Genomic DNA, 12,087 nt, shown 5'->3' with positions numbered 1-12,087 from the left:
CGTTCAGGTCGGCTGTGACTGCTTCCTCACCCGCTTGCTTCGTCAGGCTCCTCGCCCCCGGAGGGACAGAAAGCAGGCCGCGTAGGGGGCACGGAGGCGGTCACCAGCCTTACTTGGTCAGTACCCCTTGCCCGCCCTTCTCGGCTTTTCCAGCTTTCAGGCTGACGGTGTCGGCGGCGCGAACGGTGCCGGGTTCGGCGTAGGCGCGTTCTTTAAGGGCACGCTGATATTCCAGCGGGAAGACCTTGACGAACTTGCCCAGGGCCGTGTCCCAGTCGTCCAGAATCTCACCGGCACGCTTGGAACCGGTCTGGCGGTGGTGCTCCTCGATCAGGGTCCGCAGCTGGGCCTCGTCGCTCTGCTGGTTGTGCAGCGTCCACACGTCGGCGGCCTGAAGCTGCTCATCTGCGGGCTGAAGCTTATGCAGGCTGACCATGCTGAGGTTGCAGCGTTTCTCGAACTGGCCGTCCACGTCGTAGACATACGCCACGCCGCCCGACATCCCGGCGGCGAAGTTACGCCCGGTCTGGCCCAGCACAACTGCCGTACCACCTGTCATGTACTCGCAGCCGTGATCACCCGTGCCCTCGACCACCGCTTTGGCCCCGCTGAGACGCACGGCAAAGCGCTCGCCCGCCACGCCACGGAAGTAGGCTTCGCCGCTGGTCGCGCCGTACAGCACAGTGTTGCCGACGATGATGTTGTCTTCGGCCTGACCCCGGAACTCGATGGTCGGGCGCACCACGATGCGGCCACCGCTAAGGCCCTTGCCGGTGTAGTCGTTGGCGTCACCAATCAGATACAGGCTGATGCCAGGGGCCAGGAACGCGCCGAAGCTCTGGCCGCCGGTGCCTTCCATCTGAATGTGAATGGTGTCGTCGGGCAGTCCACCGGGACGCTGGCGAATCAGTTCGCCGGACAGCATCGCGCCAACGGTGCGGTTGACGTTCCGCACGGCCTGGAGGAAGTGAACGCGCTCGCCCTTTTCAATGGCGGGGCGGCACTTCTCGATCAGTTGCAGGTCGAGAGCGTTGAGCAGCCCGTGATCCTGCATTTCGAGGTGACGGCGGCCCACCGAGTCGGGCAGTTCATGGGCGCGGTAAAAGATGCGCGAGAAGTCGAGGCCCTGCGCCTTCCAGTGTTCGATGCCCTGGCGGGTTTCGAGCAGGTCGCTGCGGCCCGTCAGTTCGTCGAAGGTGCGGATGCCCAGCCCCGCCATGATCTTGCGGGCTTCCTCGGCCACGAAGAAAAAGAAGTTGATGACGTGTTCGGGTTTGCCCTGGAAGCGGGCACGCAGCACCGGATCCTGGGTCGCCACACCGACGGGGCAGGTGTTCAGGTGGCACTTACGCATCATGATGCAGCCTTCCGAGACCAGCGGCGCGGTGGCGAAACCGAACTCGTCGGCACCCAGCAGCGCGGCAATGACCACGTCGCGGCCCGTCTTGAGCTGCCCGTCAGTCTGCACGCGCACACGGTCACGCAGGCGGTTAAGCACCAAGGTCTGCTGCGTCTCGGCCAGGCCCAACTCCCAGGGGCTGCCCGCGTGCTTGATGCTGCTCCAGGGGCTGGCCCCGGTGCCGCCGTCATGCCCGGCGATCACGATATGGTCGGCTTTGGCCTTTGCCACGCCCGCCGCGATAGTGCCCACGCCCACCTCGCTGACCAGCTTGACCGAGATGTCAGCGCGGGGGTTGACGTTCTTAAGGTCGTGGATAAGCTGCGCGAGGTCTTCGATAGAGTAGATGTCGTGGTGCGGCGGCGGCGAGATCAGGCCCACGCCGGGGACACTGTGGCGCAGGAAGCCGATGTATTCGCTGACCTTGCTGCCGGGAAGCTGCCCGCCCTCGCCGGGTTTCGCGCCCTGCGCCATCTTGATCTGAATCTGGTCGGCGGACACGAGGTAGTTGGTGGTTACCCCGAAACGGCCCGAGGCCACCTGCTTGATCTTGCTGCGGAGGCTGTCGCCTTCCTGAAGGGGGTAGTCCACCTCGACGCGCCGCTGTCCGTCGGCTCCGGCTCCCAGGACGCTGCCCAGGCTTTCGCCCGCGCCCAGCTTTTCACCGCGCATCTCGCGCTCGTAGCGGGCCGGGTCCTCGCCGCCCTCACCGGTATTGGACTTGCCGCCGATGCGGTTCATGGCCACGGCCAGGGTCGCGTGCGCCTCGGTGCTGATGCTGCCCAGGCTCATCGCGCCGGTGGCGAAGCGCTTGACGATCTCGCTGGCGGGTTCAACCTCTTCCAGCGGCACGGGGGTCAGGCCCTCGGTTTTAAACTCGAACAGGCCGCGCAGGGTCATGTGCCGCCTGCTCTGGTCGTTGATGATTCGGGCGTATTCCTCGTAAGTCTCGAATTTGCCGCTGCGAACGCTGTGTTGCAGCTTGGCGACGGCGTCGGGCGTCCACATATGCTCCTCGCCACGGGCACGCCAGGCGTATTCGCCACCCGCTTCGAGGTCCTTGTCGAGCAGCGGGTTGCCCGAGAAGGCTGCGTGGTGAATTCGCAGGGCTTCCTCGGCCACTTCGAACAGCCCGATGCCGCCGATGCGGGTCGCGGTGCCCCTGAAGTACTTCTGCACGAAGTCTTCCCGGAGGCCCACGGCTTCAAACAACTGAGCGCCGCAGTAGCTCATGTAGGTGCTCACGCCCATCTTGGACATAATCTTGCTCAGGCCCTTGCCGATAGCCTTGATGTAGTTGTATACGGCCTTTTCGGGCGTAATATCGCTCAGGTCGGGCAGGCCCGGCACCGGGCGGTGCAGCTCCATGACCGTCTCCAGGGCCAGATACGGGTGAATGGCTTCCGCGCCGTAGCCCGCCAGCGCCGCGAAGTGATGCACCTCGCGGGCGTCTCCGGTTTCCACGACCAGCCCGGTTTTCATCCGCAGACCCTTGTGCACCAGGTGATGATGCACACTGCTCAAGGCCAGCAAAGAGGGAATCGGGGCACGGTCCTTATCCACCCGCTTGTCGGACAAGATAATGATGTTGTGCCCACTTTCGATGGCGTCTACCGCCCAGGCGTTGATGGTCGCCAGCTTGGCCTCGATGCCGCGCTCGCCCCAGTCCGCCGGATAGGTGATGTCGAGTTCAAAAGCCTTGAACTTGCCGCGCGTATGGGCCTCGATGTTACGCACGCGGGCCATGTCGTCGAAGTCCAAAATGGGCTGCTCGACTTCCAGGCGCATGGCCGGGTTGACGGTGTTGATGTCCAGCAGGTTGGCACGCGGCCCCACATAACTGACCAGCGACATAACCACTGCTTCGCGGATCGGGTCGATGGGCGGGTTGGTCACCTGCGCGAACAGCTGGCGAAAATAGTTAAACAGCGGCTTGTTCTTGCTGCTCAGCACGGCCAGCGGCGAGTCGTTGCCCATTGACCCGATGCCTTCCTCGCCCGCTTTCGCCATTGGCCCCATCAGGAATTTCAGGTCTTCCTGGCTGTAGCCGAACGCCTGCTGACGCCTGAGCAGCGGCTCGGCAAACTCGTCTACACTGCCGGTTTCGTCAGAGTCGTCGAGGCGGAAACGGGTGTTTTCGACCCACTGGCGGTAGGGTTTGGCCTTGGCGAACTGCATCTTCAGCTCGTCGTCTTCAATGATGCGGCCCTGCTCGAGGTCGATCATGAACATCTTGCCAGGCTGCAAGCGCCACTTGCGGGTAATCTGGCTCTGCGCAATGGGCAGTACGCCCGATTCGGACGCCAGAATCACCAGGTCGTCGCGGGTCTGGATGTAGCGGGCCGGGCGTAGGCCGTTGCGGTCAAGCGTCGCGGCGATCTGGCGGCCATCGGTGAAGACCATCGCGGCGGGGCCGTCCCAGGGTTCCATCATGCTGGCGTGGTACTCGTAGAATGCGCGGCGGCGGTCGTCGATCAGGGTGTTTTGCTCCCAGGCCTCGGGAATCATCATCATGGCGGCCTGCGCCATCGGGTAGCCCGCGAGGGTCAGCAGTTCCAGCACGTTGTCGAAGGTGGCGGTGTCGGACTCGCCCTCAAAGGAAATCGGGTACAGCTTTTTAAGGTCGTCGCCGAACAGCGGCGAACTGAGGATGCCTTCACGCGCCCGCATCCAGTTGAAGTTGCCCTTGACAGTGTTGATTTCGCCGTTGTGGGCAACCATGCGGTACGGGTGGGCCAGCCGCCACTCGGGAAAGGTATTGGTCGAAAAGCGCTGGTGCACCAGGGCCAGCGCCGACACCACGCGCCCGTCTTGCAGGTCAAGGAAGTACTCACCGACCTGGGTCGCCAGCAGCAGGCCCTTGTAGATGACCGTGCGGCACGACATCGAGGGCACGTAATACTCCTGCCCGTGGGTAAAGTTCAGCCCCAAGATGGCGTTGGAAGCGCGGCGGCGAATAATGTATAGCTTGCGCTCCAGGGCGTCGGGCACCAGCGTGTCGGGGCCAGCGCCGATAAAAATCTGGCGCACGACCGGCTCTTTTGCGCGTACCGCCGGACTCATGGGCATCTCACGACTCACCGGCACATCGCGCCAGCCCAGCACAATCTGGCCCTCGGCGATAACTGCCCGTTCGAGTTCCTGCTCGCAGGCGCGGCGCGAGGCAATTTCCTTGGGCAAAAAGATCATGCCCACGCCGTAGTCGCCCAGCGGCGGCAGCGTCACGCCCTGCTGCTGCATCTCCTCGCGGTAGAACTGGTCGGGAATCTGAATCAGGATGCCCGCGCCGTCACCCATAAGGTGATCGGCCCCGACCGCCCCACGGTGGTCAAGGTTTTCCAGAATCTTGAGGCCCTGGGTCACGATGTCGTGGCGCTGTTCGCCCTTGATGTGAGCCACGAAGCCCACCCCACAGGCGTCGTGCTCGGCGGCGGAATAAAGGCCCTGCTCGGCGGCCTGGCGCTGCTCCTGTACGGAAGTCACTGGGGTCGCTGGTGGAGGCGTTTTCACCGGCTTCATCCGGTTCTGGTCGTGATTCATGTTGCATCCCCCTTAACGTGGGCCTGTAGAACACAGGCGTCTGCCTAAAGGGTACCTAAATATGCCCGGGACAGGGGGACGTTGTTTATAAACTGCCTGGGTACAGCCTGAACAACAGACGCCATTCAGAAGCGCAGAAGAGCATCCTGAGCGGCCTTTAGGAAATTCTATTTCTTGAAATCCTAGAAAAATGTATAGAGAAGTTATCCTAAAGCCGAAGGCGCACCCGGCCCTAACCAGCTGCGCCCGCCTCCGCCTTCAGTCGGCGCGGACAGTTTCCTGGGTTTCGATGGCGGTCTTCTTTCTGGAATCACCGGTAAAGCTGCCGACAAGCAGGAGCAGCGTCCCCAGCACCACGTAGCTGTCGGCCAGGTTGAAGATCGGGAACTCGCTGCCGTTGATGGCGCGGGTCACACTACTCAGCAGCGGTGAATACAGCATGTCGGTCACCTGTCCTGCCCGCAGCCCGTCTATGGAATTGCCTACTGCCCCCGCCGCGATCATGGTGAGCACCACGGTCATGAAGCGCGTCTGGGGGCGCAGGTACACGTAGGCCACAATCGCCAGGCCCACTAGAATGCGCCCGACGGCCAGCAGCCTGGCACTGCCGCTGAACATGCTCCAGGCCGCGCCCGTATTGAAGGTCAGCACCCAGCCTAGCAAGCCCGGCAAAAACGGCACCGGGGGCTGTCCGGCGTGCAGGTGTGCCAGCGCCCAGCTTTTGAGCCACTGGTCGGCGGCGATCAGCAGCACAAAAAGGGCGGCCGGAAACCAGGCCGGAAAGGTGCGAGCAGGCAACAGAGGGCGGGACACGCCCCGCAGTATAAGCAGAGGCGTCTGGGCAAAGTCCGGGCAGCAGCGTTGGGGCAGCAGAGTCCAGGCAGCAGAGTGCAGGCAGACGCCGGCCAAAGGCCCAGTCAGTCAGTCCAGGCACCCACGTTCATTGCCCAGCCCCCGCTGCAAGGAGGAAGGCAGCCGCTAAGCTGCCCTCTATGCCCCTGCTGCGCCTCGCCCCCGGTATCCACTACCTGCCCAGCACCGTCAACAGCGTGGTGATCGAAAACGGCCAGGGCGGCGCACTGCTGATCGACACTGGCCTGGACGAGTCGCACGCCCGCAAGCTGCTGCGCTCGCTGGCCGAACTGGAGTTGCAGCCCAGCGCCATTCTGAATACGCACAGCCACGCCGACCACCACGGCGGCAACGCTTTCATTCTGAGCAAATTTCCCGGCCTGCTCGTCTACGCGCCGCCGCTGGAAGCCGCGATCATTAACCACCCGCTGCTGGAGCCGTTCTCTCTGTACGGAGCCTGCCCGCCGCCCGAACTGCGGACCAAATTTCTGCTGGCCCCGGCCAGCCCCGCGCAGGCGCTGGACGCTGGCACGCAAACCATCGGCGGCGTGCGGGCCGAGCTGATCGAGATTCCGGGTCACGCCGCGCAGATGTACGCGGTGCGGTTCGGTGAGGTGCTGTACGCCGCCGACGGGCTATTCGGCCTGGGCACTCTGCACAAGCACCCGCTGACCTTCTGCGCCGATTCGGGTCAGCAAAAAGTGAGCGCGGCGCACCTGGGCGCACTGAGCGGTGTCGCCACGGTGCTACCCGGCCACGGCGAACCAGTTGGCGAACTGGGCCAGCTGGCCCGCGACAATCTGGCGGCCTACGAGCGCACTACCGCCACCGTTCTACGCGCAGTGCAGGCAGGCCCGGCGACCACCGACGAACTGCTGGCCCGCGTGTGCGACCGCCTTCAGATTGAAATGACCCACGCCGGGGCCGCCGTGCTGAACCGCGCCGTGGTCGCTGCCCACCTTACTGAGTTGCTCGGAGCCGGGCAGGTTGGTCTGGCCGTAGCCGGGAACCGTATGCTGTTCACCGAAACGTGAAGAAAAGGCGTATTGGCGCCGCCGCCGCACAGACGTAGGCTAAAACCATGACTAAAAAATCGAGCAGCAAGAACAGCGCCAAGGACGGCATCCCGAGTGCCGGGGCCAAGGGCGTGGTGGCTACTGGCACCGATCACGCCGACGCCGCGCACCTGCAAACAGTCAACAATGCGCTGGTTAACCACCACTACCTGACCGAAAAGGAGTTCGGCGTGGTGTCCGAGACGTTGCAGCGCAACCTCGCCACGACCATTTCCCTGTACCTGAAGTTCAAGAAGTTTCACTGGGATATTCGCGGGCGCTTTTTCCGTGACCTGCACCTCGCCTACGACGAATTTATCGACATGATCTTCCCTGCCATCGACGAACAGGCCGAGCGGCTGGTGGCTCTGGGGGGCAGCCCGGTCGCCGCGCCCGCCGATATTGCCCGCTACAGCGTGGTCGACGTACCCGTTGAAACCGTGCGTGACGCCCGTTCGCAGGTCTCGGCACTGGTCGAGGATCTCTCACGCGTGGGCCGGGGTTACCGCGACGACAGCAAAGCCGTGGACGACGCCAACGACCACGCCACCGCCGATATGTACAACGGTTACGCCGCCACCATCGACAAGATTCGCTGGATGCTCCAGGCGATCATGGACGACGACCAGCTGAACTGATTTTCACGGGAACCGCGCCTCCAGAGTGGTTAGTCCACCTGGGGGCGCCCTTTTTATGACGTTACGGCAAAACCCAGGCTCAGCGTGTGTAGACCTTGAACCGGGCGCAGGGCCAGCAAAGAGGGGGGACGTTTCATGGAGCCTCCTGAACCAGTTCGGCGCTGCCGTCCGCCGCCGCGTAGCGGCCAGCGAAGTCGGGGCGAGAACCACCGGGCCGCGCCGCCCAGCCGTCCCAGCGTTTGCCGTCGGCAATAGGCTAAACAGTTCTCCCCTGCCCTGGGCGGTTCAGGCTTTCGTTCCGTGCAAGGTCGGTGAATCTTCCAGCGCGGCGTAGACCATCGTGCGGAGGGTCTGGCGCACCCGATCAGGGTAGTACAGCGCCTGGGTCATAAAGATGACGGCCAGATCCTCCACGGGGTCTACCCAGAAATACGTTCCCGCCGCGCCGCCCCAGTAAAAGTCGCCGGGGTTACCCGGTTGCAGGGTGCGGGCCGGGTTAAGCGTCATGGCAAAGCCCAGGCCGAAGCCCACGCCCGCCGACCCTGTCTCGCTAACGGCCACGGCGGAACGGGTCAGCGCGGCGATGTCCTGGCCGCCCGGCAGATGGTTGCGGGTCATCAGTTCCAGGGTCTTGGGGCCAATTACGCGCACGCCGTCTAGCTCGCCGCCGCGCAGCAGCATCCGGCAAAAGCGCAGGTAGTCGGCAGCTGTGCTGACCAGGCCGCCCCCGCCCGACACGAAACGCGGTGGCTGCAAGTAGCTGCTGCGGTCTACAGGGTCAAACACCTGAAGGCCCTGCGGCGTCAGCGCGTAGCAGGTCATGAAGCGCCCAGTCTTTTCCGGCGGCACCTGAAAGCCGGTTTCGTGCATTCCCAGCGGCGTCAAAATCCGCTGCTGTAAAAAGTCCTCGAAGGGTATCCCCGAGATTTTTCCGATCAGATAGCCCAGCACGTCGGTGGCCGCCGAGTAGTGCCACGCCTCGCCGGGCGAGAATTCCAGCGGCAGCTGGGCCAGTTCGGCCATAAATTCGTCCAGGCTGGTGCGGTAGCCCAGGCCCAGTTTGCGGTAAGTCTCATCGAGGTGGCCGCCCTGCTGGATGAAGTAGCTCAGGCCCGCCGTGTGGCGCAGCAGGTCCACCATCCGCATCGGGCCTTGAGCGGGGGTGGTCGTGAACGCGCCCGCTCCGTCCTGTGCTGGGCCGCTCTCGTACACGCCCAGCCCGGCCCACTCGGGAATCACGCTGCTGACGGGGTCATTCAGGCTGACCTTGCCTTCCTCGACCAGCAGCATAAAGGCCAGACTGGTCAGCGGCTTGGTCATGGAGTAGATGCGGAAAATGGAGTCGGCCTCAATCGGCACGCCCTTTTCGATGTCGGCCCACCCCTGCACGCTCTGGTAGGCCATTTCGCCCCGGCGGTACACCAGCGTCAGGGCATTGGGCAAAAGGCCAGGGTCAAGGTACGTTTCCTTAAAATGCGTATCCCAGCGCCGCAGACGTTCGGTATTCACTCCAGCCTTGATATCGCTCATCACTTATACCCCCAGGTAGGCACTGCGCACCCTGTCATCATTCATCAGCTGCTGCTGGCTGCCTTCCAGGCTGACCTTACCGCTTTCGAGCACATAGCCCCGGTGCGCCACCCCCAGCGCAGCGAATGCATTCTGCTCGGCCAGCAGCACGCTGACCCCCTCGGCGTTGATTTGCTTGAGGACCGCGAAGACCTGCTCGACCACCAGCGGGGCGAGGCCCAGCGAAGGTTCGTCGAGCAGCAGCAGTTGCGGCTTGCCCATCAGGGCGCGGCCAATGGCGACCATCTGCTGTTGCCCACCCGAGAGGCTCCCGGCAAGGGCGTTCTTCTTAGGAATCATGCCGGGAAACAGTTCGTAGACGTGCGCCAGCAGTTTTTCATTCTCGGCGTGGTGGCGGCGGTGAACAAAGGCCCCCAGCCGCAGATTCTTGTCCACGCTGAGTTCGGGAAACAGCAGGCGACCTTCCGGGCACTGCGCGACGCCGTGAGACACGTTAAATTCGGGTTTTCCGCCCGTCAGCGGGGTGCCGTTCCAGGTGGCGGTGCCGCCCGAAGGCCGCTGCAACCCGCTGAGCGTGCGGAACAAAGAGCTTTTGCCCGCGCCGTTGGCCCCCAGCAACACCACGATTTCGCCGGGGTTGACAGTCAAGTTCACGCGGTCCAGCGCCATGAAGCCGCTGTATTTAACGCTCAGGTCACGGATTTCAAGCATGGCCCGCCTCCTGAGGGTCAGTGGTGTTGTGTCCCATCTGGCCGCCGTGCGCGTGGCTGCCCAGGTACGCCTCGACCACCGCCGGGTCGTGACCGACCTGCTGAGGCGTGCCCTGCGCGATCTTCTGGCCGTGGTGCAGTACCACAATCTGGTTGGCCAGGCCCATCACTAGACTCATTTTGTGCTCGACCAGCGCAACCGTCAGGCCGCCCGCGACCAGGTCACGGATCAGGCCCATCAGGTTGACCGTCTCCTCCGGATTCATTCCGGCGGCGGGTTCGTCCAGCAGCAGCAGTTTGGGGTCGCTGGACAGCGCCATGGCGATTCCCACGCGCTTTTGCCCTTCTTGCGTCAAGGCCCCGGCGGGCCGGTCGGCCTGACTCGCCAGCCCCACCCGTTCAAGGGCCTGCCTCGCCCCAGCGCGGCTGCCCGCATCGTCTTGGCGCTCACGGGCTGTTCGCAGCAGGGCGTCGAGCAACCCGGCGCGGGTGCGAATACGGTGCCCGATCATGGCGTTTTCCAGCACGCTGAGATCCTTGTAGATGGTAGTGGTCTGGAAGGTGCGGGCGATGCCGCGCCCGACCACCTGATGAGTCTTGAGGCGCGTAATGTCCTCGCCCCTGAAGGTGATGCTGCCCGAGGTCGGCTGGTAGAAGCCCGAAATCAGATTGAAGAAGGTGCTTTTGCCCGCACCGTTAGGGCCGATGATCGCCGTGATCTGCCCGGCAGCGATACTAGCTGTCACGTCGCGCACCGCATGATTGCCGCCGAAGCGGATGCCCAGACCACTTACGTCAAGCATCTTTCTTTCCTCCGCGCCGACCCTTCAGGCGCTCCCACAGGCCCACCAACCCCTGCGGCGCGAACATGACCAGCAGCACCAGCAGCGGCCCAAACACCAGATACTGGTAATCCTGAAGTCCTTTAAGCCCCTGCGAGAGCGTATACATCACGCCCGTGCCCAGCAGCGGCCCCACCAGCGTTCCCAGGCCGCCGACCAGCAGGTACAGCAGCACTGTGAAGGCCGTGACTGGCCCGGTGATGGCCGACCCCATGAAGCCCACGTAGGCGGCGTACAGCCCGCCCGCGAAGCCTGCGATAGCCGTCGAGAGCAGCATGGCCCGCAGCTTGTGCGCGTACACGTCGATTCCGGCGCTGCGGGCCAGATCCTCGCCGCCGCGAATGGCGATCAGCGAACGCCCGAAGGTGCTGAAGCGGGCGCGGGCGACCACAACCACTGTCAGAATCAGGGCCAGCAGCGCCAGATAATAAAAGCCCCCGGTGAGCTTCAGGCCCACCATTTTCGACAGCCCCTCCAGTCCCGGCGGCGGGTTGATACCGTTGAGGCCGTCGTTACCGCCCGTCAATCGATCCCACTTGTTAATCACCAGTTGAATGATGACGCCCACGCCCAGCGTAAAGATCGAGAAGGCGTCGCCCTTGGTTCTGAAGGCCACCAGCCCTAGCCCATAGCCCAGCAGGGCGCACAGCAGCACCCCGGCGGGCCACGCCAGCCAGAAATTCCAGCCTGCCTTGAGGGTCAAAATGCCCACCGTATACGCCCCAATTCCAAAAAACCCGGCGTGCGCCAGCGAAAGCAACCCGGTGTAGCCTAGAATGACGTTCAGCCCGTAGGCGACGATGGCCCAGATCATCACGTTCACCCCGATATCCAGCATGTAGCTCGACGGGTGCAGCAGCGGCACCAGCGCAGCCAGCACGAACAGAATCGGCCAACCCCAGGCCAGTTTTTTGGCGGCTTGCGGCGTCATGCCCCTCTCCTGAATAGGCCCTGGGGCCGAATCGCCAGCACCAGCACCAGCATGGCAAACCCGATCACGTCGGCAAAGTCCAGGCTGATGTAGTACCCCCCGAACACCTCGGCGAAGGCCAGCAAAAAGCCGCCCACGATGGCCCCCGGTACGCTGCCCATGCCGCCCAGGATGATGATGGCAAACACCTTGAGGTTCATGACCTCGCCCATGCTGGGAGCGACCGAGTTAATCGGCGCGATCAGGCAGGCGGCCACCGCAGCCAGCGCCCCCGAAATGGCGAAGGTCAGCATGCCGACCCGGTTGGTGTTGATGCCGACCAACCTCGCTCCCTCACGGTTCTGGCTCATAGCCTCGATGGTCGAGCCGGTCAGGGTGCGCTTGAGGAAAAAATTCAGCCCCAGCATAGCGACCAGACTCGCGGCGATCACCAGCACGCGCTGCCAGGTGATGGTCACGCTGCCCAGGTTCAGGATTCCCGGGATAGGCTCGGCGATCTGCTTGAAATCCGGCCCCCAGATTTTTTGCACGGCGGCCTCGATGAAAAACAGCACCCCGATGGCCGCGATCATCGGCTGCACGTGCGGCGC

At 63.7% G+C, this 12,087-nt stretch carries 9 protein-coding genes; 2 read left to right on the top strand and 7 right to left on the bottom strand.

Annotation, left to right across the window (positions count from 1 at the left end; genetic code table 11):
• Window positions 1-109: 109 nt before the first annotated feature.
• Both QZ269_RS02430 and lspA read right to left on the bottom strand, forming a co-directional pair.
• Window positions 110-4,918: a glutamate synthase-related protein gene (locus QZ269_RS02430; protein ID WP_291423999.1), complete on the bottom strand. Its 4,809-nt coding sequence runs from the start codon at window positions 4,916-4,918 to the stop codon at window positions 110-112.
• Between the two features lie 279 nt (window positions 4,919-5,197).
• Window positions 5,198-5,770, bottom strand: coding sequence for a signal peptidase II (gene lspA / locus QZ269_RS02425; protein WP_291423997.1), 573 nt, complete (start codon window positions 5,768-5,770; stop codon window positions 5,198-5,200).
• 161 nt (window positions 5,771-5,931) lie between these two features.
• On the opposite strand from lspA, the gene QZ269_RS02420 reads away from it, so the two are divergent.
• Entirely contained in the window at window positions 5,932-6,825 is an 894-nt protein-coding gene (locus tag QZ269_RS02420; RefSeq protein WP_291423919.1) for an MBL fold metallo-hydrolase, read from the top strand.
• A 47-nt stretch (window positions 6,826-6,872) separates the two neighbouring features.
• On the top strand, window positions 6,873-7,484 hold the full coding sequence (locus QZ269_RS02415) for a Dps family protein (RefSeq protein WP_291423917.1): 612 nt from the start codon (window positions 6,873-6,875) through the stop codon (window positions 7,482-7,484).
• A gap of 285 nt (window positions 7,485-7,769) precedes the next feature.
• Here QZ269_RS02415 and QZ269_RS02410 read toward each other — a convergent pair whose 3' ends face one another.
• The 5 genes from QZ269_RS02410 to QZ269_RS02390 all read right to left on the bottom strand — a co-directional run.
• Window positions 7,770-9,014: a serine hydrolase gene (locus QZ269_RS02410; RefSeq protein ID WP_291423915.1), complete on the bottom strand. Its 1,245-nt coding sequence runs from the start codon at window positions 9,012-9,014 to the stop codon at window positions 7,770-7,772.
• A gap of 3 nt (window positions 9,015-9,017) precedes the next feature.
• Window positions 9,018-9,725, bottom strand: a complete 708-nt coding sequence (locus QZ269_RS02405) for an ABC transporter ATP-binding protein (RefSeq protein ID WP_291423913.1) — start codon at window positions 9,723-9,725, stop codon at window positions 9,018-9,020.
• Complete coding sequence (locus QZ269_RS02400; RefSeq protein WP_291423911.1) at window positions 9,718-10,527, bottom strand: ABC transporter ATP-binding protein; 810 nt, start codon at window positions 10,525-10,527, stop codon at window positions 9,718-9,720. Before QZ269_RS02400 ends, QZ269_RS02405 begins: the two co-directional genes overlap by 8 nt.
• Window positions 10,520-11,497, bottom strand: coding sequence for a branched-chain amino acid ABC transporter permease (locus QZ269_RS02395; protein ID WP_291423909.1), 978 nt, complete (start codon window positions 11,495-11,497; stop codon window positions 10,520-10,522). The genes QZ269_RS02400 and QZ269_RS02395 overlap by 8 nt, the downstream gene beginning before the upstream one ends.
• Window positions 11,494-12,087, bottom strand: a 594-nt coding sequence (locus QZ269_RS02390) for a branched-chain amino acid ABC transporter permease (RefSeq protein ID WP_291423907.1), incomplete at its 5' end; no start/stop codon positions are given. The genes QZ269_RS02395 and QZ269_RS02390, both read right to left, overlap by 4 nt.

This window comes from Deinococcus sp., assembly GCF_018260405.1.
In the GTDB taxonomy this organism is placed as follows: domain Bacteria; phylum Deinococcota; class Deinococci; order Deinococcales; family Deinococcaceae; genus Deinococcus.
The sequence above is the reverse complement of the archived record's forward strand: the minus strand, read 5'-3'. Positions and strand labels throughout refer to the sequence as shown.

Coding starts and splice junctions, on each gene's coding strand:
- QZ269_RS02430 (WP_291423999.1), bottom strand. CDS start 4,918: ATGAAGCCGGTGAAAACGCCTCCACCAGCGACCCCAGTGACTTCCGTA.
- QZ269_RS02420 (WP_291423919.1), top strand. CDS start 5,932: ATGCCCCTGCTGCGCCTCGCCCCCGGTATCCACTACCTGCCCAGCACC.
- QZ269_RS02415 (WP_291423917.1), top strand. CDS start 6,873: ATGACTAAAAAATCGAGCAGCAAGAACAGCGCCAAGGACGGCATCCCG.
- QZ269_RS02410 (WP_291423915.1), bottom strand. CDS start 9,014: ATGAGCGATATCAAGGCTGGAGTGAATACCGAACGTCTGCGGCGCTGG.
- QZ269_RS02405 (WP_291423913.1), bottom strand. CDS start 9,725: ATGCTTGAAATCCGTGACCTGAGCGTTAAATACAGCGGCTTCATGGCG.
- QZ269_RS02400 (WP_291423911.1), bottom strand. CDS start 10,527: ATGCTTGACGTAAGTGGTCTGGGCATCCGCTTCGGCGGCAATCATGCG.
- QZ269_RS02395 (WP_291423909.1), bottom strand. CDS start 11,497: ATGACGCCGCAAGCCGCCAAAAAACTGGCCTGGGGTTGGCCGATTCTG.